This is a genomic window from Blastocatellia bacterium (genome assembly GCA_025054955.1).
Taxonomy (GTDB): Bacteria; Acidobacteriota; Blastocatellia; order HR10; family J050; genus JANWZE01.
Genome location: JANWZE010000006.1, coordinates 44,565 through 68,196, shown reverse-complemented (window position 1 = coordinate 68,196; position 23,632 = coordinate 44,565). Strand labels below are relative to the sequence as shown.

The window sequence follows — 23,632 nt, the reverse complement described above, 5'->3', positions numbered from 1 at the left end:
GAGGAGACTCAGTGTTGTTGTAACCAAGCCAGTGTTTCAACCCACAACGTAGATTTCAGCGTTTCGCGGAAGAAACCGAAGTGCCCGATGGCTGGAACACCAAGCTCGCGTGGCGCAACGTGACGGTGACACACAGTAGACTGTGAATAAAAGCGCAGCAGGGCTTCTACCGTTCGTTTGGGGGCGTAGGCATCATCCTCAAAACTATAGGCCAGGATGGGCGCGTTGAACGCTCGGTATCGCTCGCGCGTCGTTTCGTGTTCGATGAGGTAGTTCGGATTCCGTCCCCAACGCGCCCACTCCAGAGCGACACCAGCGGGCACATCCTCGCCCATGCCAAGACGGCTGCCAGGGAAGTAGCCGCACAAGTTAGTCGTCAACGGAAGCACGACATACCAGAATAGCAGCATCAAGTAACGCCGGCGCGGCGGGTCCCACAATCCCCAATAGCCGCTCTGAGCAGCAATCGCCAGCGCGGCCATGATGCGTTGATGATTGGGTAACAAGCCCAGCAATTGTCCACCGATGCTGTGACCAACGACCAGGAGCGCGGCTGAAGGAAATTGCTTCGAGACCCACTCAATGACGCCGGCAATATCTTTCTCTGCCCAATCACGCGCCGTGGCGGCGAACCCATTGAGCGAAGACGCACGGGAATCGCCGATGCCGCGATAATCGAACGTGATGACGACAAGTCCGGCTTCGGCTAAAAATCGAGCATACTTGTCATAGAAGGCTCGCTTCACAGCCATTGCCGAATTGATCAGCACGATGCGGTTTATGGCCGGCAGCGGCTCAGGCTGATAGATCGTGGCAGCTAATTGGAAACCGTCGGTTGCTGGAATGCTGATATGCTGGATATTCATGTTCGGCGTGGCGCTGTGCCGATCACCTAAGCACAGGCAATGGCGACTTCAACCAAGTGTGATTACGCATCCCTCACTCCGCGTCATTTACAGATCGCTCAAAACGGGCAATAGCGACGTCAACGCTTCATTGAGCGCGCCTCAATGGCCGCCGTCCCTTTGCAGATCGCCCAAAACGGGCAATGGCGACTTCAACGCTTCATTGAGCGCGCCGCTGCGATAGCCTTCCAAGTCAACCGTCACAAAGAGAAAGCCGAGCGCCTTAAATTCGCGGATCAATCGCTCGGTGACCTCCGGTCTCATCGCATGCGCCAGTTCATCTTTGCCAAACTCCAATCGAACGATCTGGCCGTGATGTCGCACACGAAATACACGGAATCCCAACTCGCGTAAAACGTCCTCACCAGCTTCGATCGCCTTGAGTTTTTCCACCGTGATCTCCATACCATAGGGAATGCGCGACGACAGGCAAGCCGAGGCTGGCTTATCCCACGTCGGCAAACCGGCACGGCGCGACAGCGCCCGTACCTCGGCTTTATTGATTCCACACGCAACCAGCGGGCTGAGTACCCCGGCCTCTTTGGCAGCCTGGCGACCCGGACGAAAATCGCTGAGATCATCCACGTTCACACCATCGCAGATGGCCGCAAATCCCCACTCCTTGGCCAGCCGAGCCAGTTTCGCGTACAGTTCTGTCTTGCAGTAATAGCACCGATTGGCTGGATTGCGACGATAGTTCGGGTCGCTCATTTCGTCGGTCGTGATGAATTGGTGACGGAGCCCAAACTGCTGAACAAAAGCGACGGCGTCGCGTTTCTGGCTGTCGGGATAACTCGGACTGAGCGCCGTCACGGCTAATGCGTGGTCCCGCAGGGCGCGCGACGCTGCATACGCCACGTAGGCGCTATCTACGCCGCCAGAAAAGGCCACGATCACCGATCCCAATGATTCAAGGTAACTCAATAGACGCTGCTCTTTTTGATCTAACACCGTACCATCCATGGCTGCTCACCTTACCCGCGCTAAATTTCAACTATAGCGCATTGCTCATTGACCAATCAATCAGATTGATTTCCAAAGCTCGATGCAGTAAGGTTGATCACCACTCATTGGTGAGGATTAACACACGTATGAAACGAGCCATTCGGCTGATAATGATTGTCACGCTCTTGTCTCTCTCTGTGACCGAGAGGCCGGTAGCCCAATCGGTCCGCCGCGCTGGCGCCGTCGCCGGCGCGACCGGGTCACAGCCGGCTGTGTCGGCACGAAGCAAACCGGCGCCGATCCATTCAGCGGCTCAACTCCAAAAAGCCATTACCCAGATCATCGAGCAACCGAAATTCGCCACAACGCGCTGGGGCATACTGATTGAATCGTTGGATCGCAAACGGGTTCTCTTCAGTCGTCACGCGACACAGTTGTTTGTGCCGGCCTCCAACATGAAACTTTACACGACAGCAGCGGCGCTCGTTCATCTAGGACCGTCGTATCGCTTCCGCACGTCCGTGTATGGGGCTTCGTCGCCCAATTCACAGGGCATCATGACGGGCGACCTCATCCTCTATGGTCGAGGCGATCCAAATCTGTCCAGTCGCGCTGGCCTGGGCGGGACGCTGACACCGCTGGACTACCTGGCAGAGCAACTCTATAAAGCTGGGCTACGTGAAATCCGCGGCGATCTGGTCGGCGATGAGAGTTACTTTGCCGGGCCGCCGCTTGGCGTCGCCTGGGAGTGGGACGACTTGCAATGGTCGTATGGCAGCGAAGTGAGCGCCTTGTCGGTTGACGACAATTCAATTGCGCTGACGATACTGCCCGGCCACGCGCCGGGGCAGCCGGCTCGCGTCTTTGTTTCGCCAGAAAGTGCCTATGTCACCATCATCAATCAAGCTGTGACGACGGCGGCTGATACACCCCAGCAGATCCATATTCGCCGAGGGTTGGAAGACAACCGGTTGGAAATCTGGGGAACGATACCGACGCAGAGCGAAGGCTACCGCGGCTACATTGCCGTTCACAAACCGGCGCTGTACGCCGCCACACTGTTTGCTGAGAGCCTGGCCCGACGTGGCATTAAACTGACAGGCCGCATCCGCCATGCCGATGCCCGCATGCGCCAACATGATCCCCTGAATCTGTCCACACTGAAAGAACTGGCGTTCGTCGAATCTATTCCGCTGGCTGAGGCAGTGCGCATTGTGAACAAAATCAGCCAGAACCTTCATACGGAATTATTGCTGCGCACAATCGGCGCGGTCGTCGCTCAAGAAGGAACAGCCGAGAAAGGCATCACCCTGATCCTGGAATTACTGAAAACGGCCAATGCACGCCGTCAGGGGATTGTGTTGACCGATGGTTCCGGCTTATCCCGTCATAATCTCATTACACCGGCCACGACGGTTGATTTGCTGCGCTACATGTACCAACAGCCACACCGCGAGGTGTATATCGAATCTCTCCCCATTGCCTCAATAGACGGCACGTTGGAACATCGCATGCGCGGCACGCCGGCGCAAGACAACGTTCGCGCCAAAACAGGCACGCTGCGTTATACATCAACGCTGTCCGGCTACGTGACGACGGCGCGGGGCGAACGGCTCGTGTTCAGTATTATGGCCAACGACCACACCGGCCCAATCACCGAGGTGACCGCGGCTGCCAACGATATCTGCGCGTTGCTGGCTCGGTTTGGCGGATCGTCCTGAGCGGCTTTGCCTCACCTCAACCGAGGCGAGAAATTTTTGGAAATATTTCTCACCGTAAACTAACTCTAGCAAGCTCTAAGCCACGGAACTCCGATGGGTGGTATTTACCCATCGAAATCGGTATACTTAGGCATGCCCGGTTCGATTGTCGAATCTCAAATTCTAGAAAACAAATTTGAATCGCATTCTTGGGGGGTGAGTGTGGATTCAGAAACTTCAACCAAACACATTTCAACGGAGGAGACTCTATGAAGAAAATAGTTTTAACAGCGGTTCTGCTAGGGATTTTTGCTATACCAAGTGTTCAGGTCGCGACGGCTCAACGTGGCCCCAATGACATTGTCATTCTGCCGCGTGTGGTGCATGGTGGCGATCCGAGTTCAACCTTTGATTCACTCAAAGCGCTACCCGTTGTGGCCTTTGCCGACACGAAAGTGAGCCATCCGGGGCAATTTGCCAATCGTCATGATTGGGCACTCTCGGAAGACGGCGAAGAGCCGGCGGTGTTCGGAATTAACGACTTCTTCGATTTCAGTTTCGATCTGGTGTTGAACGGAACACCAATCTCGCCACGGAAAGAAGCCGGGATCATCATTGATACGGCGATTGCCGGCAGCGGCCAGTTCATTGTCAACACCGATGCCCATGAAGTCGTTGCGTTTGGCGGTCCGTTCCCCTTCTATGCGTTCCCGCGAACCTATGATTCAGGCGAAAAGATCAACATGCGCTTGCGCTACTTCCGGGATACCGATGGGAAACGGAAAATTCAGTATTATGTCACTGAGCTCGGCGGCCAGGAGCAAACCAGTGGGCCGCTGGAGATCACCAATCTGGAACAAGGCATACCGGGGCCGTTCTTCATCAAAGGTTATATGCAGGTTGTCATTAGCACAGCGAACCCTGACAACCGGGCGGCAGCTTTGTTCGACAACATCCAGTTCAACGGTAAGCTAATCGGCAACTAATGGGGTAAGCGCGGCTGGTCGCTGGTCGCCGGTCTTTGAGGCAAAATCCTACACTGCAAACGGCACGCATGCAGATGCTCCGGCATTGCGGTGGTCTCCATGCGGGGCCGATTTCTTGCCCCATGCGGCAACCAGCGATCGGCCACAGGAGGGTTTGGAATATGGGTCGCGCGTTTTCTGTCACAGTTCGATTGATCTTGTCTGCCCTCATCATCGTGTACGGCGCGACAACGGCCAGCGCGCAATTCAAAGCTGGCATTCAAGGTTTGGTGACCGATCCAACGGGAGCTGTGATCCCCGGAGCGACGATCAAATTGACCAACAAAGAGACCGGTCAAGAACGTCAGACCGTCGCCGGCGATGAGGGGTTTTATCGCATTGCCGGATTACCGCCGGGGCAGTATACCCTAACGGTTGAGTATGTCGGTTTCAAGAAGAAGGTATTGGATAACATCGTCGTCACGGCTGAGACGATTGAAGGCATCAATGTCACGTTGGAGCCCGGCGAGGTAGTGGAGACGGTGACTGTCACCGCTGAAGCCGAGCAGCGGCTCAAGACAGAGAATCCGAACATTGATCGCGCCATTACCACGCGTGAGGTGTTGCGGTTGCCGCAGTTTGGACGTGATCCGTACGAATTGATTCGACTGACCCCTGGCGTATTTGGCCTTGGCGCGCGTTCTAGTAACGGCGGCTCCGTGGGCTTGCCCAACACGACGGGGCCGGGTGGTTCCAATATCTCGATCTTCCAGGTTGAAAACCAAGTTCCTATCAGCGCCAACGGGCAACGGCTCTCGGCCAACAACTATCAGATTGACGGCGTGAGCGTCAACAGTCTCGGTTGGGCTGGCGCTGCGGTGGTGACACCGAATCAGGAATCGGTTAAGGAGATTCGCGTCACCACAACAACCTATTCCGCTGAAGATGGACGCAACACCGGCGCGCAAATCAAAGTTGTCTCCCAAAACGGCACAAACGAGTTTCATGGTAGCCTGGTCTTCAAGTTGAATGAGCCGGGTTTGAACGCATTCAATAAATATGGCGGCATCACCGGCGATCCCAATCAGAATGCGCCACCGGAACGTGTTGAGCAACGGTTCCGACAGTTTGCAGGCAGCCTGGGCGGGCCGATCGTAAGAAATAAGCTCTTCTTCTTCTTCTCGTATGAAGGCTTGCGGAATAATTTGACGACTTTCTCGAGCACCTATGTGGAAACCCCGCAATTCCGTCAACTGGTCATGACGCAACGACAGGGAGGTGTGACGGCCCGCTTGTTTGCCATCCCTGGCGTCGAACCTCGGATTCTGAGCGAGCTGCCAGCCGATTGCTCGTTGTTGAACAATAACCCGATGCTCTGCCGGGTTGTGCCAGGCGGTTTGGACATTGGATCATTGACCGGTGGACTGGGGCGTTATGTTCGGCAAAGTAACACAACGGGCGGTGGGTTGGACGGCATTCCCGACATTCAATTCGTTCGGCTGATGTTTCCCAATCGCAATCGCGGGAATCAGTTTAACACACGCATTGATTTCCATCGTGGCAATGATCAGTTTTTCGTCAGCACCTATGTGACGCGCCGTGATGACTTCAAGAACCTGGCGCAAAGCCGCCCAGTTGGCGACCTGGCGTCTAAGCCGCTCAACTCGGCGGCAACGGTATCGTGGATTCGCACGATTTCGGCCACGTTGCTGAATGAAGCCCGCGCCAACTTCACGCGCTTCTCATTCAATGAGGTCGCCGATAACCCTAATGTGAATTTTGGTGTCCCGCGTATTCGTGTTGAGGGTCCAGCAACCTTGTTACTGGAAATCGGCGTTGAACGCTCTGAAACAACGCCAGGCATTTTTGCGCAGAACACATTCGAGTTCCGCGATACGCTCACCTGGATACGTGGCAACATGGCTTGGAAATTCGGCGTAGAAATTCGCAAGGAACACGACAACAACAATCTGGCTGGCGGCGCGCGCCCGTTATACATTTTCAAGGGGATTTACAATCTAGCTAATGATGCCCCGTTTGAAGAACAGATCAACGCTGATCCAAATACGGGCTTGCCGGCTGACGCGCAACGTTATTTTCGCTATAGCAACTACGGTTTATTTGTGCAGAATGATTGGAAGCTCCGTCCCAACCTGACATTGAATCTTGGGTTGCGCTATGAATACTTCACGCCGCTCAGAGAAAAGCGCGGGCGGCTCAGTAATCTGGTGTTTCCACCTGGTGATCTGGTGCGCTCCAAGCTGGTAGTCATGGATCAACTGTTTGAGCCGGATCGGAACAACTTTGCTCCACGCCTCGGCTTTGCCTGGAGCCCCAAACGGTTTGCCGATAAGCTCGTCTGGCGCGGTGGATTCGGCATTGGCTACAACCGCACGCCTGGCGTGTTGTTTGGCAATACGCGAGGCAATCCTCCCTTCTTTGCGCGTCATGTGATCAGTCGCTGCGGGTCCAGCGCCGACGGCTTGTTCCCTTTTCCCTTTTGCCGCATTGTCTACGCGTTGGGCACAAGCAATGCGCTGACGAGTTATCCGGTCAACCCTCATCTGGCGCAAGGAATTGACCCGGAAACAGGTGGGGTGCGCGGCAGCCAGGTGGAGATCTACGGCACGGAACCGCAGTTACGCAATGCTTACGTCTACAACTTTTCGTTAGACGCTGAATATCAATTGCCCTGGAATTTTGTTGCCGCGCTCGGTTACCAGGGTAGCAGTAGCCACAAACTGATTCGCATCGTGCCGCTGCACATTATCCTGCAGCCGAATCCGTTTTTCAGGCCTGTCTATTTCCTGCGACCTGACGTCAACGGCAATTACCACGGCATGCTCGCTCGTTTGACGCGAAACTTTGCACAAGGGTTCCGCTTCGATGCAGTTTACCGCTGGAGCAAGAGCATTGATACGCTTTCCTACGAAGGCCCTGGCGCGCCCACCAATCAAACGTTCCCCGGCGACATCGCCACCGAACGCGGTCCGTCAGACTACGACGTGACACACCACTTTGTCCTGTCGGGATTGTGGGATGTGCCGATCTTCCATCGGCGCAGCGATTGGATTGGCAAGGTCCTAGGCGGATGGCAGATCAACGGCATCCTCACGGCCAGCTCGTCGTTACCCTACACGGTGAAATTCGGCCAAGGTCTTCGGTTCGCCACGGGCGAGCAATACGGACCCATTCGTCCGATTGCTTATTATGGCGGCGCACTGAACGATCATAGCGACCAGGCCTTCATTCGACCGGGCGGCAACTTCCCTGGTGGCGGCGCGCGTTATTTTGACCTGACCGTCCGTATTGATCCGAATGCCAATCCACCAGGACCGACGGCTCGGGTCAACCCGCCTGGTATCGGACGCAACTCGTTTCGTGGACCGCGCTATCGCGCGACGGACCTGAGTCTGGTCAAACAAACTGGCCTGCCGCGAATTCCCGGACTGGGCGAAAACGCTAAGCTGGAACTGCGATTCAATTTTCTCAACGCGTTCAATGAACTGAATCTGTCGCCATTGAATTTCTTCGATCCTGGCACGTTCGCTGACAATCCCAATTTTGGCCGGGCATCACGTGGGCTGGCCGGGCGCGTTGTCGAATTCCAAGCGCGATTTAGTTTTTGATTGGCTCATCCTCCAGCCGCTTATGAACAACAGACCGTCACCACGCGCGAGTGCTCACCAGCAACGCCTAACCAGCGTTGCGCTGGTCATGATGTGCCTTGTCGTCGGGCTTCTGCTCGCCTCCATGACGCGTGCCTATCTTGAGCCGTCCGGCAACACGATTGACCCGAAGGCCAATGAGATTGAACGCAAGATTGACGCGCTACTAGCCCGCATGACGTTGGAAGAGAAGCTCGGCCAGCTTCAACAACTCGATGGCCACGCCGACGGACGCTACCGCGAGGAGCATCCTGAGCTGATCCGTCGCGGGTTGCTCGGCGCGACGCTGAATGTGCGCGGCGCGAAACGCACGAATGAATTGCAGCGCATCGCCGTCGAACAGTCGCGCTTGAAAATTCCGGTGCTGTTTGGCTTCGATGTGATCCACGGCTACCGCACGATCTTTCCTGTGCCGCTTGGTGAAGCCAGCAGTTGGGACCCCGTTGCCGTCGAACGCGCCGCTGCCATTGCAGCGGCTGAAAGCCGCGCAGCCGGCGTTCACTGGACGTTTGCCCCGATGGTGGATATTGCCCGTGATCCGCGCTGGGGACGCATCGTCGAAGGCGCTGGCGAAGACCCTTATCTCGGTTCCGTGATGGCGCAAGCGCGCGTGCGCGGATTTCAAGGCCAAGACTACAGCGCGCCGGACAAAGTCGTCGCCTGCGCCAAGCACTGGGTCGCCTATGGCGCGGCTGAAGCCGGACGCGACTACAATACCACCGACATGTCTGAATGGACACTGCGCGAGATTTACTTCCCACCGTTCAAAGCAGCCGTCGAGGCCGGCGTCGGCACTCTCATGACGGCATTCAATGACTTGAATGGCGTGCCGGCAACAGCGAATCCGTTCACCTTAACCAAGGTCCTGCGAGGGGAATGGCAATTTGATGGATTCGTCGTCAGTGATTACACGGCGGTTGAAGAACTGATCAAGCATGGACTCGCCACTGACGGCGCCGACGCCGCGCAACTGGCTTTGAATGCCGGCACGGACATGGAGATGGTCAGCCGTCTGTATAACCAGCATGGGCCACAATTGCTGCGCTCTGGCCAGCTCTCCATGAAAACAATTGATGAGGCCGTGCGCCGTATCCTGCGCATCAAGTTTCGCCTTGGTTTGTTCGACCAACCCTACGCTGACGAGACGCGTGAACGCGCCGTGCTATTGAATCCAGCGCACGTGGCAGCAGCGCGCCAGGTGGCAGCCCGCTCGATGGTGCTATTGAAGAACGATGGGAATCTGCTGCCGTTAAGCAAAAACCTACAATCGCTCGCCATTATCGGCCCGCTGGCCGATGACCAAGCCGCGCCGCTCGGTTCATGGAGCGGCGACGGCCGCAAAGAAGACGTCGTCACCGTGCTGGCGGGCATCAGAGCCAAAGTCTCGCCCAACACGCGCATTCACTATGCTAAAGGTTGCGACATTGACGGCGATTCAACGGACGGCCTGGCTGAAGCTGTGCGCGCGGCGCGCCAATCGGACATTGCGCTGGTTGTCGTCGGTGAATCGGCTGAGATGAGCGGTGAAGCGGCATCGCGCACCTCGCTTGATCTACCCGGTCGTCAACTGGATTTAGTCAAGGCGATTCACGCCACAGGCCGACCGGTGGTGGTGGTGCTGATGAATGGTCGTCCGTTGACGATCAACTGGATCGCCGAAAACGTGCCGGCCATTTTAGAAACCTGGTTCGCTGGCATTCAAGCCGGTCATGCCATTGCCGATGTATTGTTCGGCGACGTCAATCCCGGCGGCAAGCTGCCCGTGACGTTCCCGCGGCACGTTGGACAAGTCCCTCTCTATTACAACCACAAAAACACTGGCCGCCCGCCTGACGTGAACAACAAATACACATCCAAGTACCTGGACGCGCCGTGGACGCCGCTCTTTCCGTTCGGCTATGGACTGAGCTACACCACCTTCGCTCTCTCCAATCTGCAATTAAGTCATCAGCGCATCCCAACCAATGGCCGACTGACTGTCAGTGTTGATGTCCAAAATACCGGTCAGCGCGCCGGCGACGAAGTGGTGCAACTCTACATCCGAGATGTCGTCGCCAGTGTGACCCGCCCCGTGCGAGAGTTGAAGGGATTTCAACGAATCACGCTCCAGCCGGGAGAAACGCGCCGTGTCCAATTCACGCTCGGCCCCGAACATCTCGGCTTCTACAATCGCCAGATGAGATTTGTTGTCGAGCCAGGCGAGTTCATCGTGTTTGTCGGCAACAGTTCCGTCGGCGGACTTCAAGCCAGCTTCTTCGTTCAGGAGCGATGACTTCATACTTTGCGACCTCTATGTTAATTCACTCGATCATCTGTAGCCTGCTGATTGGCGCCATAGCTCAGATGGGGTTTGTGCCTACAGCCTGCCGCCTGAGCAAATCGTCGTCAACGAGCGTGTCCACTTCATTCCAATTGTCGGAGCATGAGGACGCATTCCTGGAAGACTTATCGCGTCGCTCATTTCTTTTCTTCTGGGAGCACCAAGCGCCAGAGACGGGCCTGATACGCGACCGCGCCAAAACGGACGGCACGCTCCGTCATAACGTGGCGAGCATCGCTTCAACGGGATTCGGGCTGACGGCTTACTGCATCGCCGCAGAACGTCAATGGGTTGATGCTGAACAGGCGCGCGAGCGTGTGCGCGCAACGCTGCGATTTTTGGCCAACCGCGCCTTCCATCAAAATGGCTGGTTCTACCACTGGATGGACGCTACAACCGGCGCCCGACAGTGGGACAGTGAAGTTTCTTCAATTGATACGGCGTTGCTGCTAGCGGGCGTGCTGACGGCGCGACAGTATTTCCAGGCTGACCCTGAGATTGTTCGGCTCGCCACGCTGATTTACGAGCGCGTTGATTTTCCTTGGATGTTGAACGGTGATCCGGCGATTTTCTCGCATGGCTGGAAACCCGAATCGGGCTTTCTCAGCGCACGCTGGTCGGTCTACAGCGAACACATGATCCTGTATCTGCTGGCCATCGGCTCGCCGACCCATCCGATTCCCGCCGACGCTTGGTATGCCTGGGTACGCAATCCGATTACCTATCGAGGCTATACCTACATCTACGGCGCCGCGCCATTGTTTATCCATCAGTATTCACACGCTTGGATAGATTTTCGCCATCGGCGCGAAGCCAGGGGCCAACAGATTGATTGGTTCGCCAATTCGGTGACAGCCACGCGCGCCCATCGCGAGTTCTGCATTCGGTTGGCGCGCGAGTTTCCCAATAGCTACTCAGAGAACGTATGGGGCATCACCGCCTCGGACTGCCTGCAACAGGGGCAACACCGTTACTGCGCGTGGGGCGGGCCGCCGCCAACCGGCTTACCGCGCGACGGACGTATTGACGGCACGGTCGTGCCCTGCGCTGCCGGCGGCTCACTGATGTTCGCGCCGGATATTTGCCTGCCGGCGCTGCTGACCATGCACGAGCGGTTCGGCGACCGCATCTACGGTCGCTACGGTTTCACCGACGCGTTCAATCCAACCACCGGCTGGGTCAATCCCGATGTCATCGGCATTGACCTCGGTATCACGCTGCTGAGCGCAGAGAACCTGCGCACTGAAAATGTCTGGCGCTGGTTCATGCGCAATCCCGAAGTCACACGCGCGATGGAGCTGATCGAACTTCGCTGAGCCGTTGTCGGCGAGAGCAGCTTGAGCGCTGCATCGCCGAGCCAACCAACGCGATCAATACGAGCTTCGCTAAGTAGCCGGACAAACGTTCTGGGAGGTTTTGGGGGGACGGGACGTTTTGGCGTGCGGTGACGTGTCACCGCTTTCCGGCCAAAGCTGCGACGTGTCGCAGCACTCGAAAAATGCCCCGAACTTTTGTCATGTTGCTTAGAGTCTCTGCCCAAGATGAACCCTCGCCTTGAACGGCTTGCCGCACTCAACCATAATAAGCCCGATGCGCCGACAACGAATTGGACAGATCGTGCGACATAGCCTCAAGCTACAATGCCCGGCCTGCGGCCAATCGCCGCTTTATCGGTCACCGTTTCAAATGTGGCCACGTTGCTTGACGTGCGGCTATCTGTTCGAACGCGAGCAGGGCTATTTCATCGGCGCCATTTACGTGAACGTGATTGCCACAGAAATAGCGATTATCGCAGCTTATCTTGTTTTGTTCTTATTCATGACTCCATCGAGCGAAGCCATGATCGTTCCGCTGCTGCTCATCGCTGTTCTATTCCCGTTGGCGTTCTTTCACCACAGTCGCAGTCTGTGGCTTGGGATTGATTATCTGCTCGGCGCGCCGCGCACGAGTCGTCACTGGCAAGCCCACTCAGACACGGAACAGTGGTGACAACCGGCCGCTGGCGCATTTGACTCAACTCATGCCTTTCGTCTCTGTCGTTGTGCCACTGCTGGCCGCCGACTTCGACTCTTCGCTCTTGGTCTGACATTCTTCGCCGCGCATCCATGGCGGCATGCACTCGCGAATCATTCTGCCCAGCTCTTCCAGGTCTTTGAACGTGCGTCCGAAGAAGATTTTGAATGGGCCAGCTTCGTAAGCCGTTTCGTAGAACGAGCCCCAGTCACGACGACGATAGTGGCGGCCCTCCTTGGCAGCCGCTTCTTCCAGCTCGTCTTCATAGTAGGCCGCCAATTGACGACAGGCCATGCCTACTACTTCCAGCGGCGCGTGTTCATCCAGTGGCCCGAAGATCGTACTGACGGATGGGTCCAGCTCTTTCAAACGATGAAAGATGCGGTTGTACTGTTGTGCGCCATACTGAGCCGCATGCGTTTGGGACTGTTCACTGGCGCTCCAACACCACATCGCTTGAGTGGCCATGCGAGCCGTTCGTCTCAATACATTAACCAGTTTGCGAATTTCCTGTTCGTGCTCTTTTTCCATAATCTCCTCCGAAAAAAGTGGCGCAGGCATTCCTGCCTGTGGCGTTTTTCATCGTTTCTGGGCGTCGCCACTGGCGACATGAACAGCTTCTGCGGAATGCTGCATGAATTGTTTCAACCATTGCTTGGCCTGATGCAGCCGCCATTTGACGGTTGTCAGCGGCAAGTTCAAAAACTCGGCAATGCGTTTGACCGGCATCCGGTCATAGTACCGCAACGTGATGACGAGGGCATAGACCGGCGGTAATCGCTCAATCGCCTGCTTCAGTTCAGTCTCTCGTTCCGATGGCTGATTCAGCATCGGCCGGCTCAACGACGCGAGGTGCTGTAACAACCGCTGATCGAGTTCGACGCGATGTTGACTCATATAGCGCTCGCGCTGACTGAACCGAAACGCCTTGTGCCGGGTGATCGTGTGTAACCAGGCAGCGAACTTGCGCGGCTCCTCCAATTCAGGCAACGCCTTGAACGCCGCCAGTAGCGCTTCTTGCGCCACGTCTTCCGCCCATTCTGCTCCGACAATACCTTGCGCCACACGCACGACGGCCGGCCGATACCGCTGCGCCAACGTGTCAAATGCGCCGATGTCGCCGACAACAGCCGCCATGACTAACACCTCATCCGGCAGATTCTCCCTTGCTATTTCGGCCATCTCACCTCCGGCCAAACGTCACTGCCTTACATGCTATAGATTCATGAAACGCACAAAAGGATAGGGGAAGTTCCCTCTCATATTTGTTCGCGTCAATTGGCGCGCTCTGCCGGATTCAATCCGGTGCAGCGCCAAGAGATCAACAAAACGCCGGTCTGCGTGGAGGTAGATCAATCCGGGCTCCGTGAGTGAGATGAGCCGAAATATCCTATCCATCGGCAAAACAGAAGCGGTATAATGCCTGCGGCCCCGAAACCAAACTCACAAGGCGGTGACGTATGAAACGAACGACTCAAATTGCTTTCCTGTTGATGCTGCTGCCGGGACTAGTTACTGGCGCGCAGTTCTACAAAGAAAAACCCCATACCGATTGGTCGGAGAAAGACGCCAAAAAACTCCTCTCTAACTCGCCGTGGGCGTATACCTACACGTTCACCGAGATGCCGGAACGATTCACTGACATCGGCAGAAATACGGCTGGTGAAACTGAGCTGAAAGTCAATTTCCGCATCCGCTGGTTGAGCGCCAAGCCGGTCCGTCAAGCTATTGCGCGGCTGGCGCTGTTGCAAAAGCACGCCGAATCCAATGCGGCGCTAGCAGAGAAACTGGATCAATTCGTCAATCGCGCGTTTCCTGAACACATCGTCATCGCTGTAGATTTTGACAGTAACGACGGTCGCCTCCAGGGCGAAGTGCTGCAGGTGATGAACAATCTCGTAGCCTCGCGGCTGCACAACAATACCTATCTGCTCAAAAACAACGGCGAAAAGGTCTGGCTCGCTGACTATCATCGCCCGCGCGGCGATGGCATCGGCGCTCAGTTCGTCTTTCCGCGAATGCTCAACGACAAACCGTTCGTGACTTCTGCTGATAAAGAGATTCGATTCGTGACAGAACTATCCAGCCGCTACTCGTTGAACATTCGCTTCAAAGTCGCTGACATGTTTTATCACGGTCAGTTGGAATACTGAGCGAAGGCGCTCAACGAAACAAAGCACGAGATCACGCAGTTGACGCAGAGCGGACATGAGTCGAACACTGAGCAAAGGCGCTCAACGAAACAAATCCCTATCGGCCGGGCGAAGTAACGTCTTGGCTGAACCGAGCGCCGGCGTAAATCGGTATCCACGAATTACCGCCGCAGGGATGCCATTGGTTTTACCAAAGACGAGGCCGGCCGCCGCTGCTAACTCATCAGCGATGGCGACGACACTTGCCTGTAAGATATAACCATAAGAGTCTTGCAGGCCGCGATAATCCATCAGGGGGTGCAGTCCCGCCACGCCAATAGCAACCTCGACGAGCCCTTGGCGCCACGGACGGCCAAACGTATCCGAGATGATGACAGCGAGATCAATGCCTACTGCCTGCGCGAGCTGTTGCCGGATGCGCGCAGCCGAGCCATCAGGATCACGCGGAAGCAACGAAACCCAGCCACCGGCCACGTTCGACTGATCAACGCCGGCATTGGCGCAGACAAAACCGTGATGCGTCTCGACGATCATGACGTTGCGATCCATGCGAACAATCCGCTTGGATTCTCGCAGCACAATTTCGACGATGCGTGCATCCTTGTTCATTGTGGTGGCAATCGCGCGCGCAAACTCGGACGGCTCAATGTCGTTGAGAGAGACCAATCGCCCTTCGGCTTTGGAGATGATTTTCTGCGCAATGACGAGCACGTCGCCCTGTTGAAACGTCAAGCCAGCCTGCGCCGCAGCGCGTAGCACCTGTTCGGCCACATCGTCGCCGGGCCGAATCTCCGGCAAGCCTTCAATCCCGATTATCTGGATTGTGGATTCCATGGCATCTCTCTGAGTAACGCCTGCGCGCGGGTTCGCAGCGGCCATCTGCCAAGCGAGATCAAGTCGGCTGGCGTATCAATATCCAACGCAATGCGAGGCAAATGAAGGATGCTCGTGCGCAAGCCGCTATCGCGGGCTGATTGCAGGTGTGGATGAAAGCTGTCGTTGCCAAATCTTAATGGCAGAACATCCGGCGGCGAGAGCAGCACGGCATTAGTGCCTCGTCCGTCATGCGCCGGCACAAGCACAACGTCAGCCTCACGCCCTGCATGAATGACCTGCTCAACATCTTCCCTCGTGATCAGCGGAATGTCTGCCGGCAGAACAAGCATAGCATGAATGCCGTGTTGCATCAGCGCGTGTGTCGCCAACGCTACGGCTTCCGTCTCACCGTGATTATCTGGATCAACAATAAGAGATGCGCCGCGCTCCGTCGCTATTGCCACGGCTTGCTCATCCCGCGTCACGACAAACACGCGATCCAGCCCAGAAGCAGTTGTCACCTCGGCCAGCACATCTTTCAGCATCACCTCGGCCAACCGACGCCGCACGGCTGGCGGCAAGACAGCCTCCAATCGCTGCTTGGCAGTGGCAAAATCTTTGACCGGCACAACGGCAGCAATCACACATCAATCCTCCGATGAGACCTGAATCAACTAATCCACCAGTGATTCAGATATGCCTTTCTATCTCGTTTCAATGCGCCTCGCTCAGCCTCGTAGATCATGATTGTGTCCATGTGGGCCACACTCACATTGGAACATTGTCCCAAAAGCTCTAAGGATGCGTCCGAGCGCTATCAAGCTCATTCAAACAAGCCAGAACAGTCCGCGCTAAACTGACTTTGTCGCTTAGCGTCTGCATGATTGTATTGGCGCAGACAACGCGCGCGCCCAGCCGTTCAATAGTCGGCGTCAGATCGGCATCCTGCTCATCAATAACGAGCGCATCGAGAAAGTCCCGATACATCCGGGCAACGCCGATAGCCGACACGTCATAATCGAACGCCGCCATCAATTTGCCTGCCGGGCCGCTCACGGCTCGGCCTCCAACAATAGGACTGATTGCCACGACAGGAACCAGTGTTTCAAAGAGCGCTTGCCGAATGCCATTGACGGCGAGAATCGGCCCAATGCTCGTGATCGGATTGCTCGGCGCGATGATGATGGCATCAGTGGCATAGATCGCTTCCAGCACGCCTGGCGCCGGATGCGCTTGCTCGCTGCCATGATAGTCAACAGCAGTCACATTAGCAGCCCAACGATCGCGGACGAAAAATTCTTGAAATGACAAAATTCCATTCGGCGTGTGTATCCGTGTTTCGACGCGCTCCTCAGACATTGGCAAAATCCTAGCTTTGACGCCGAGCGCCTGACACAGCCGGCTTGTCACTTCGCTCAACGTCAGACCTTGCCGCAGCAGGCATGTTCGCTCGATGTGCGTCGCCAAATCGCGGTCGCCGAGTTGAAACCAGGTGATCTCATCAAACTGCTGCATCGCCTGCAAACAGGCAAACGAATCATCTCGAATGCCCCAGCCACGCTCTTCATCGAGCAAACCGGTGAGCAGATACATGATCGTGTCCAGGTCAGGCGACACATGAAGCCCCCACACGATCACATCATCGCCCGTGTTGCCGATGATCGTGATCTCTTCTTGCGGCACACATTCGACAAGGCCGCGAATGAATTTGGCTGCGCCTGTACCGCCAGCCAGGATCGTAATCATGAGCGCTCGCCTCCATTGTTATTGGATGGCGTAATCTAGTGGAAAACATCATCGGGCGCAACACCAAGGTTACTGTCAAAGGGAGCCCCGATTGCATGCAAGAAGCCGAATCCAACGCATGATGGCAACGGACGGAACCACTGTTATTCTCCCTCGCAGACCATTATGATTATTTGGCTAGCATGAAATCGCCGCGTTACAACCTGATCCCTAATGACCAGCAGATTGGCCAACGCGTTGATCAAGTTCTGACTAGCGCACTGACAGGGCTGAGTCGTTCGCGGATTCAACGCCTGATTGAGAGCGCCAACGTGCTGGTCAACGGTCAACCGGTGAGGCCAAGCTACAAACTCAAGCCAGGAGACAAGCTAGAAGTTGACATTCCGCCACCGGAGCCAAGCCAATTCTTACCGGAGAATCTTAATCTCAACATCATCTATGAAGACGATGACCTGCTTCTCATCAATAAACCGGCAGGTCTGGTTGTTCATCCCGGCGCCGGTGTTCGTTCAGGAACGCTGGCCAATGCGCTTGCTTATCACTGCCAACAGCTTTCGAGCGTATCCGGCGTGGCTCGTCCCGGCATCGTTCATCGGTTGGATAAACAAACATCTGGTCTGCTCGTTGTTGCCAAAAATGATGAAGCGCACCTGAAGTTGGCTAACCAATGGCGACATCGCGAGGTGGAGAAAATATATCTCGGTCTTGTCTATGGTGTTCCATCGCCGGCTCAAGGCAAAATCGAAGCGCCGATCGGTCGTCACCCCATTGAGCGTATCAAAATGGCCGTGCGTCCCGAAAGCAAAGGCCGCCACGCGTTGACGCACTATCGTGTGGTCGAAGCATTTGCTGATGTGGCGCTCGTGCAAGTGCAGATCAAGACCGGCCGCACGCATCAGATTCGCGTTCACATGGCCTACATTCGCCATCCCATCGTCGGCGATGACGTGTATGGGGCAGGTTATAAGACGAAGATCAAAAATCCTATAATCCGGCAGGCCGTTGATCGGCTTGGACGATATTTCTTGCATGCGGCCCGGCTTCGTTTTTATCATCCGCGCACCAATGAATTATTGGAATTTCAGGCCGACTTGCCGGACGAACTGCAGCAGCTTTTAACGCTGTTGCGTTCCGGTTGACCGGTCATGCTCGAAGCATGATCCGCTCGATGGCGACGGCGCGATAGGTCTCGTCGCTGATCTCAACAATGGCGCCGCATAACCGCACATCATGAACGGCTGGCTCAAAACGCGCTGGCATGCCACGCAAAAAACGATCGAGCACCAGGTCACGTTGCATGCCGATGATGCCATCGTAGGGGCCGGTCATGCCCAAGTCAGTGATATAGGCCGTGCCGCCCGGCAAGATTGTCTCATCAGCCGTCTGCACATGAGTGTGTGTCCCAAAGACGGCGCTGACACGGCCATCCAGATACCAGCCCATGGCGATCTTCTCCGAGGTGGCTTCGGCGTGCATATCCACGAGGACAATTTGTGGCTCGATCTGTTCGAGCAACCGATCCACGGTGCGGAAGGGACAATCACTGGGCGCCATAAAGATACGGCCTTGCAAATTGATGACACACACGCGATGCCCGCCAACCGTCGTGCCCGTCCATATACCGCGCCCCGGCACCTGAGGCGCGTAGTTGGCCGGCCTGAGCAGGCGCGGTTCATGCTCCATCAAGTTGAGCACTTCTTTCCTGTCGAAGATGTGATTGCCCGATGTCATCACGTCAATACCGGCTGCGAAGAGTTCCTCGGCTGTTGCAGGTGTCAAGCCGGCTCCGCTGGCCGCGTTTTCAACGTTGGCGACAATCAGGTCTATGTGGTTTTCGGTTTTCAGCAGTGGCACGTGCTCTCGCACCACACGACGTCCAGGCCGTCCAACGACATCTCCGATCAATAGAACACGCATGAGTCACAACGCGGTGAAAATGTAGTGGGCCTTCCACAAAGCCGTGTGATGGACATTGCTGAACCTGGATCTCTCCAGGTGGGTGGCCTAGCCTCTACCTGTTGGTGTCTCAGCACGCTGGCCGAGCTTACCGCAATAGAGCATTCTGTGCGTCGGCCTCCCGTCAATTTGGCGTTGGCTCAAACAACGCCCGATCATCACGAACTCCGCAGAAGCCCACACCAGGCAGATGTTAGTACAGAGACAAAACCCGGTCAATATCGAGCCTGTCCGTTTGCCTGTAGATTGTGCCGGGGGAATCGCCTCCTGTGCAACAGCACGCCACGAAGGATGAAAATACATCCTTTCGTGAGATTCGTGTGTTTCGTGGGCGATTTTCGCAGGAATCGTCCCTATGCGATTGCACGCCACGAAGCATGAAAATGGAGCACAAACAGGAATGCCTGTGCTACTTTCTCGTAGGAGTAGACTAAGCCCGTCGAAAACAGTGCACAACGAAAAATCTGGATTCCGGCAGACTAAACCCGTCGAAAAAGCGCACAACGCAGCTCACCGTGGGCTACGAACGGCAATAAACACCTTAAGACTGGTTCAACCCATGCGGCTGGGTATCCTCTGGAGAAGCTGCTTCATTGGCTTTGACCCCGATAATCTGGTCCATCAGGTCACTATATTCTATAGCCTTCTGCAAAATCTGAGCGTCCATCTGCTCGTGCCGTTTTTTCAATTGATGCAGTTCATCAGCAATGTGGAGGGCCGCCAAGATAGCCACTTTCAGCGAATCTACTGTATGGGTCGTGCCAGCAATATCGCGCATGCGGCGGTCAACAAACTCGGCTAACTGCGCGATATACTCACGGTCGCCGTTGCCGCGAATGTTATACGACTGATTGTAAATCTCCACCGTAATCGCCTGGGGTGATGGTGGAGCGTCACCAATGGTTGTCGAATCGTCCACAGTACGTTACCTCCTGACTGCCTGACCCACTTCATGCTCGATCACCGACAGCGCATCCAGCATGGCTTCGACTTTGAGTTTCATCGCATCGCGCTCTACATAGAGTCGTTCCAGTTGTACCTCTAACCGATCCTTCTCGGCCAACGCGATGCCGAGCTTTTGCGTGAGCGATGCGACTTCTCGCTCCAAGGACTCTTTCTCCTTTTTCAGCGCCTGATACTGTTCAATCACCTGATAAATTTTGTCTTCTAAATATGAGAACTTTTCCAATCCTGTCATTGCGACCACCATGGGGCCTCCTCATCTGTGTCGTAGCGCCCGTATTGTACTACCATCACTCTACGCAGGCAACAATAATTCCAGTTTCACTCGCGAATCTGCGCCATGAATGAATCTCGCAGCAAATTCATCACCCGTTGCATGACCTGATGGATTTCGTGATCCGTTAACGTTCGATCAGGAGCCTGCAATCGCAGGCTAATGGAGAGCGATTGCTGGCCCGGCAGCAGCGGTGGGCCGGCATATACATCGAACAGATGGACAGAGTCTAATTCAGGCAGTCCCAACCCTTCGATGGCTGCCTTGACTTCGCCATAGGCTCGCCCCGCCGGCAACACGAAAGAGACATCTCGCACGACGGCCGGGTACTTGGGCAAGGGTTGATAACGAATCGGCTGCCCCTGCACGCTCAACCACCGCTCCAAATCAAACTCGCCGACATAGACCGGCTGTCTGAACTTGAACTCGGCTGCTACACGCGGATGTAACTGCCCAAACTGAGCCATCTCCACGCCGTCCACGAGCAACCGAGCCGATTGCCCAGGATGCAGATACGACCGGGTCGCGGCTGCCCACTGCACGGCCGCAAGCCGGAACTTTTCAACGAACAACTCGACCACGGCCTTCAAATGATAGAAGGTGAACATCTGTTTGTGATCGTTCCAGCTTCGCTCGTTGAGCAAGCCGGTGGCAATCACGGCCAGCGCCTCCCGCTCCAACGGCTGCTGGCCATCGCCGATGCGGACGAAGCATTTTCCTATCTCGAACAAACGAACATTGCGCACACCGTGATTCCAATTGTGTAACAGCGATTCCAACAAACCCGGCAACAAGGTGGTTCGCAACACGGCGCGCGTCTCATCAATCGGATTGAGAATCACCTCAGCCGGCTCGGAAGAGAAATGCGATTGCAAACGCGCGTTGACGAAACTAAATGTGATGGCCTCATCGAAGCCCGCGGCTGTCAGCATGAGGCGAATATCCCGACGGCGATCCTCGCCGGCCAGATATTCACCGCCTCCACTCCAGGGCGGCAATTCCAGGCGAATCTGGTCATAGCCGACATGCCGAATGATCTCTTCGACCAAATCATCTTCACCATCAATGTCAATGCGCCAGGAAGGCGCTGTAGCCACCAATTCGTGTGAGCTGAGACGCTGCACATCGAAGCCCAATCCGCGCAGGATTGGCTCAGCTTGGTCTAGCGAAATAGGGAGCCCACTGATGCGCTCAAGTCGCTCCTGTCGCAGCCGAATTGGTTGATGTGGCCTTTTGAGCGGATAGACATCAATCGCCCCGCGCAAGACCCGACCGCCAGCCAGTTGAGCAATCAGCGCGGCGACGCGGTCAGCCACGCGCGGCGGCATCTCCGGGTCCATACCGCGCTCGAATTGGTAGGACGCATCCGTCTCCATGCCCAGCGCGCGCGCTGTGCGCCGAATCGAAGTCGGCTGGAAATAGGCGGCCTCTAGCAACACATGTCTTGTCGTGGATGAAATTTCGCTCTCTTCGCCGCCCATAATGCCGGCCAGGGCGACTGCGCGTTCGGCATCGGCAATGACCAGCATATCATCGCGCAGTGTTCGCTTAACGCCGTCGAGCGTCACCAACAATTCACCAGGATAGGCTCGGCGCACGATAATGCGGCGGCCAGCGAGCTTCTCGAAATCAAAGGCATGTGTCGGATGACCACACTCACGCAATATGAGATTGGTGATGTCGGCGATGTTATTCACGCTGCGCTGCCCCAGTTTCTCCAGCCGATCAACCAACCAGCGCGGTGACGGGCCGACCTTTACATCCATGATCAGCCGGGCCACATATCGAGGACACAGTTCCGGCTCCAAAATCTCAACTGAGGTGACGGCATCGGTCGGTTGAGCGTCTTCGACCAATGTCACGGGCGGCATCTTCAATGGGCGACCACACACGACGCTCAACTCACGAGCGATGCCCAGATGAGAAAGCGCATCAGGCCGATTGGACGTGATGTCGAAATCGAGCAACACATCATCGCCAACCGGCTCAAGTGTGTCCACGGCCAATCCCACCATAGTGAGCTTCTCGGCCATATCGGCTGGCGACAGCTCACAATCAACGAACTGGCGCAGCCAGTTAACACTGATCTTCATATTCCAAACTGTTCCAGGAAGCGAACGTCGTTCTCAAACAAGAGCCTGATGTCGTCAAGGCCGTAAATCAACGCTGTCATCCGATCAATGCCTAAGCCAAACGCGAAGCCGGTGAACTCTTCCGGGTCAATGCCGACGCCTTGCAACACGCGAGGATGCACCATGCCACAGCCGCCCAGTTCAATCCATCCCGTCTGTTTGCAAACGCGGCATCCTGCGCCGCGACAGACGAAGCAGCTATAGTCGAGCTCAGCGCCCGGTTCGACAAACGGAAAGTAGCTTGGGCGAAATCGCGTCTTAAGATCAGCACCGAACAATCGGCGAACGAACTCTTGCAACGTGCCGCGCAGATGACCCATGTGAATCATCCGATCCACGGCGAGTCCTTCCACTTGAAAGAACATCGGATTATGAGTCGGGTCGGGCGTATCGCGTCGGAACACCTTGCCGGGCGCGATGATGCGCAGCGGCGGGCGCCGACGTTGCATCGTGCGAATCTGCACGGTGGATGTCTGCGAGCGTAATGCGACGTCCGGGCTCAGATAGAGTGTGTCTTGCGAATCGCGCGCGGGATGGCCGGGCGGGATGTTCAGCGCGTCGAAGTTGTAGAAGCTGGTTTCCACTTCTGGGCCGTCCTCGACCGTGTATCCCATAGAGACGAAGATGGCTTCGATGCGCTGCCGCAGTTGAGTGATCGGATGCAAATGCCCCCAGCGCTGACGCCAGCCCGGCAAGGTGATGTCCAGCCGATCCTGAGCCAGTTGGGCTTGCTCAGCCTGCTGCTGCAACTCGGCGCGACGCGCCTCAAGCGCCGCCTCGACGGCTTGTTTCAACTGATTGACCGCTTGACCGAAGGCCGGCTTCTCTTCCGGGCGCAACTGCCCCATCTGTTTGAACAGCGCGGTAATCAGCCCGCTCTTGCGCCCCAGATAACGATCACGCAAAGCGGTCAGCGCGTCTAAATCTGTGACGCTGGCTAGATCGGCATCAAATTGCTGTTTGAGCGCTTCGACCGCGCCGGGCATCAGAGACCTCCTCCAGATTGAGACTCAATAGTCGGTCGCTCTCTCATCGGATCAACACAAGGCTCACTCCATCACAACCGACAACCAGAT

20 protein-coding genes and 1 other RNA gene are annotated in these 23,632 nt (G+C 56.0%); 8 read left to right on the top strand and 13 right to left on the bottom strand.

Features of this window, described 5'->3' with window-relative positions:
* Window positions 1-8 precede the first annotated feature (8 nt).
* Complete coding sequence (locus NZ823_00595) at window positions 9-866, bottom strand: alpha/beta fold hydrolase (protein ID MCS6803624.1); 858 nt, start codon at window positions 864-866, stop codon at window positions 9-11.
* Between the two features lie 141 nt (window positions 867-1,007).
* Window positions 1,008-1,868 (bottom strand): ATP-dependent sacrificial sulfur transferase LarE, encoded by an 861-nt coding sequence (larE, locus tag NZ823_00590; protein ID MCS6803623.1) that lies wholly within the window; start codon window positions 1,866-1,868, stop codon window positions 1,008-1,010.
* A gap of 128 nt (window positions 1,869-1,996) precedes the next feature.
* On the opposite strand from larE, the gene dacB reads away from it, so the two are divergent.
* The 6 genes from dacB (at window position 1,997) to NZ823_00560 (ending at window position 12,492) form a co-directional block, all read left to right on the top strand.
* Entirely contained in the window at window positions 1,997-3,571 is a 1,575-nt protein-coding gene (dacB, locus tag NZ823_00585) for a D-alanyl-D-alanine carboxypeptidase/D-alanyl-D-alanine-endopeptidase (GenBank protein ID MCS6803622.1), read from the top strand.
* Between the two features lie 248 nt (window positions 3,572-3,819).
* Window positions 3,820-4,536 (top strand): hypothetical protein, encoded by a 717-nt coding sequence (locus tag NZ823_00580; protein MCS6803621.1) that lies wholly within the window; start codon window positions 3,820-3,822, stop codon window positions 4,534-4,536.
* Window positions 4,537-4,697: 161 nt separating this feature from the next.
* The gene (locus NZ823_00575) at window positions 4,698-8,144 is read left to right on the top strand and encodes a TonB-dependent receptor (protein ID MCS6803620.1); all 3,447 of its coding nucleotides are present in this window, start codon (window positions 4,698-4,700) and stop codon (window positions 8,142-8,144) included.
* Between the two features lie 22 nt (window positions 8,145-8,166).
* Window positions 8,167-10,455: a glycoside hydrolase family 3 C-terminal domain-containing protein gene (locus NZ823_00570; protein MCS6803619.1), complete on the top strand. Its 2,289-nt coding sequence runs from the start codon at window positions 8,167-8,169 to the stop codon at window positions 10,453-10,455.
* Between the two features lie 20 nt (window positions 10,456-10,475).
* Window positions 10,476-11,819 carry a hypothetical protein gene (locus NZ823_00565; GenBank protein ID MCS6803618.1) on the top strand — a complete coding sequence of 448 codons (1,344 nt, stop codon included), beginning with the start codon at window positions 10,476-10,478 and terminating at the stop codon, window positions 11,817-11,819.
* Between the two features lie 274 nt (window positions 11,820-12,093).
* Window positions 12,094-12,492 (top strand): DUF983 domain-containing protein, encoded by a 399-nt coding sequence (locus tag NZ823_00560; GenBank protein ID MCS6803617.1) that lies wholly within the window; start codon window positions 12,094-12,096, stop codon window positions 12,490-12,492.
* Window positions 12,493-12,516: 24 nt separating this feature from the next.
* Here the strand turns inward: NZ823_00560 and NZ823_00555 are convergent, their stop codons facing one another.
* Together NZ823_00555 and NZ823_00550 are read right to left on the bottom strand one after the other, a co-directional pair.
* Entirely contained in the window at window positions 12,517-13,047 is a 531-nt protein-coding gene (locus tag NZ823_00555; protein MCS6803616.1) for a hypothetical protein, read from the bottom strand.
* Between the two features lie 48 nt (window positions 13,048-13,095).
* On the bottom strand, window positions 13,096-13,698 hold the full coding sequence (locus NZ823_00550) for a sigma-70 family RNA polymerase sigma factor (GenBank protein ID MCS6803615.1): 603 nt from the start codon (window positions 13,696-13,698) through the stop codon (window positions 13,096-13,098).
* Window positions 13,699-13,976: 278 nt separating this feature from the next.
* Between NZ823_00550 and NZ823_00545 the strand changes: the two genes are divergently transcribed.
* Window positions 13,977-14,669, top strand: a complete 693-nt coding sequence (locus tag NZ823_00545; protein MCS6803614.1) for a hypothetical protein — start codon at window positions 13,977-13,979, stop codon at window positions 14,667-14,669.
* A gap of 81 nt (window positions 14,670-14,750) precedes the next feature.
* Here NZ823_00545 and cofE read toward each other — a convergent pair whose 3' ends face one another.
* The 3 genes from cofE to cofD all read right to left on the bottom strand — a co-directional run bounded on the left by cofE (window position 14,751) and on the right by cofD (window position 17,231).
* Window positions 14,751-15,503 (bottom strand): coenzyme F420-0:L-glutamate ligase, encoded by a 753-nt coding sequence (gene cofE, locus NZ823_00540; protein ID MCS6803613.1) that lies wholly within the window; start codon window positions 15,501-15,503, stop codon window positions 14,751-14,753.
* On the bottom strand, window positions 15,482-16,129 hold the full coding sequence (gene cofC, locus NZ823_00535) for a 2-phospho-L-lactate guanylyltransferase (protein MCS6803612.1): 648 nt from the start codon (window positions 16,127-16,129) through the stop codon (window positions 15,482-15,484). The genes cofE and cofC overlap by 22 nt, the downstream gene beginning before the upstream one ends.
* Window positions 16,130-16,280: 151 nt before the next feature.
* Window positions 16,281-17,231: a 2-phospho-L-lactate transferase gene (gene cofD, locus NZ823_00530; protein ID MCS6803611.1), complete on the bottom strand. Its 951-nt coding sequence runs from the start codon at window positions 17,229-17,231 to the stop codon at window positions 16,281-16,283.
* Window positions 17,232-17,413: 182 nt separating this feature from the next.
* Here cofD and NZ823_00525 point away from each other — a divergent pair, with 182 nt between their 5' ends.
* The gene (locus NZ823_00525) at window positions 17,414-18,370 is read left to right on the top strand and encodes an RluA family pseudouridine synthase (GenBank protein ID MCS6803610.1); all 957 of its coding nucleotides are present in this window, start codon (window positions 17,414-17,416) and stop codon (window positions 18,368-18,370) included.
* Window positions 18,371-18,374: 4 nt separating this feature from the next.
* On the opposite strand, the gene NZ823_00520 is transcribed toward NZ823_00525, so the two are convergent.
* The 6 genes from NZ823_00520 to pheS form a co-directional block, all read right to left on the bottom strand.
* On the bottom strand, window positions 18,375-19,148 hold the full coding sequence (locus NZ823_00520; GenBank protein ID MCS6803609.1) for a TIGR00282 family metallophosphoesterase: 774 nt from the start codon (window positions 19,146-19,148) through the stop codon (window positions 18,375-18,377).
* 26 nt (window positions 19,149-19,174) lie between these two features.
* Window positions 19,175-19,366, bottom strand: a non-coding RNA gene (ssrS, locus tag NZ823_00515) — 6S RNA.
* A gap of 362 nt (window positions 19,367-19,728) precedes the next feature.
* Window positions 19,729-20,106, bottom strand: coding sequence for a cell division protein ZapA (locus NZ823_00510; protein ID MCS6803608.1), 378 nt, complete (start codon window positions 20,104-20,106; stop codon window positions 19,729-19,731).
* Between the two features lie 6 nt (window positions 20,107-20,112).
* Window positions 20,113-20,397 carry a hypothetical protein gene (locus NZ823_00505; GenBank protein MCS6803607.1) on the bottom strand — a complete coding sequence of 95 codons (285 nt, stop codon included), beginning with the start codon at window positions 20,395-20,397 and terminating at the stop codon, window positions 20,113-20,115.
* Between the two features lie 74 nt (window positions 20,398-20,471).
* The gene (gene pheT, locus NZ823_00500; GenBank protein ID MCS6803606.1) at window positions 20,472-22,517 is read right to left on the bottom strand and encodes a phenylalanine--tRNA ligase subunit beta; all 2,046 of its coding nucleotides are present in this window, start codon (window positions 22,515-22,517) and stop codon (window positions 20,472-20,474) included.
* Window positions 22,514-23,542 (bottom strand): phenylalanine--tRNA ligase subunit alpha, encoded by a 1,029-nt coding sequence (gene pheS / locus NZ823_00495; protein MCS6803605.1) that lies wholly within the window; start codon window positions 23,540-23,542, stop codon window positions 22,514-22,516. The genes pheT and pheS overlap by 4 nt, the downstream gene beginning before the upstream one ends.
* Between the last annotated feature and the right edge of the window lie 90 nt (window positions 23,543-23,632).

Bases quoted from the DNA above. Each gene is read 5' to 3' on its own strand.
- NZ823_00595 (MCS6803624.1), bottom strand. From the start codon at position 866: ATGAATATCCAGCATATCAGCATTCCAGCAACCGACGGTTTCCAATTA.
- larE (MCS6803623.1), bottom strand. From the start codon at position 1,868: ATGGATGGTACGGTGTTAGATCAAAAAGAGCAGCGTCTATTGAGTTAC.
- dacB (MCS6803622.1), top strand. From the start codon at position 1,997: ATGAAACGAGCCATTCGGCTGATAATGATTGTCACGCTCTTGTCTCTC.
- NZ823_00580 (MCS6803621.1), top strand. From the start codon at position 3,820: ATGAAGAAAATAGTTTTAACAGCGGTTCTGCTAGGGATTTTTGCTATA.
- NZ823_00575 (MCS6803620.1), top strand. From the start codon at position 4,698: ATGGGTCGCGCGTTTTCTGTCACAGTTCGATTGATCTTGTCTGCCCTC.
- NZ823_00570 (MCS6803619.1), top strand. From the start codon at position 8,167: ATGAACAACAGACCGTCACCACGCGCGAGTGCTCACCAGCAACGCCTA.
- NZ823_00565 (MCS6803618.1), top strand. From the start codon at position 10,476: ATGTTAATTCACTCGATCATCTGTAGCCTGCTGATTGGCGCCATAGCT.
- NZ823_00560 (MCS6803617.1), top strand. From the start codon at position 12,094: ATGCGCCGACAACGAATTGGACAGATCGTGCGACATAGCCTCAAGCTA.
- NZ823_00555 (MCS6803616.1), bottom strand. From the start codon at position 13,047: ATGGAAAAAGAGCACGAACAGGAAATTCGCAAACTGGTTAATGTATTG.
- NZ823_00550 (MCS6803615.1), bottom strand. From the start codon at position 13,698: ATGGCCGAAATAGCAAGGGAGAATCTGCCGGATGAGGTGTTAGTCATG.
- NZ823_00545 (MCS6803614.1), top strand. From the start codon at position 13,977: ATGAAACGAACGACTCAAATTGCTTTCCTGTTGATGCTGCTGCCGGGA.
- cofE (MCS6803613.1), bottom strand. From the start codon at position 15,503: ATGGAATCCACAATCCAGATAATCGGGATTGAAGGCTTGCCGGAGATT.
- cofD (MCS6803611.1), bottom strand. From the start codon at position 17,231: ATGATTACGATCCTGGCTGGCGGTACAGGCGCAGCCAAATTCATTCGC.
- NZ823_00525 (MCS6803610.1), top strand. From the start codon at position 17,414: ATGAAATCGCCGCGTTACAACCTGATCCCTAATGACCAGCAGATTGGC.
- NZ823_00520 (MCS6803609.1), bottom strand. From the start codon at position 19,148: ATGCGTGTTCTATTGATCGGAGATGTCGTTGGACGGCCTGGACGTCGT.
- NZ823_00505 (MCS6803607.1), bottom strand. From the start codon at position 20,397: ATGGTGGTCGCAATGACAGGATTGGAAAAGTTCTCATATTTAGAAGAC.
- pheT (MCS6803606.1), bottom strand. From the start codon at position 22,517: ATGAAGATCAGTGTTAACTGGCTGCGCCAGTTCGTTGATTGTGAGCTG.
- pheS (MCS6803605.1), bottom strand. From the start codon at position 23,542: ATGCCCGGCGCGGTCGAAGCGCTCAAACAGCAATTTGATGCCGATCTA.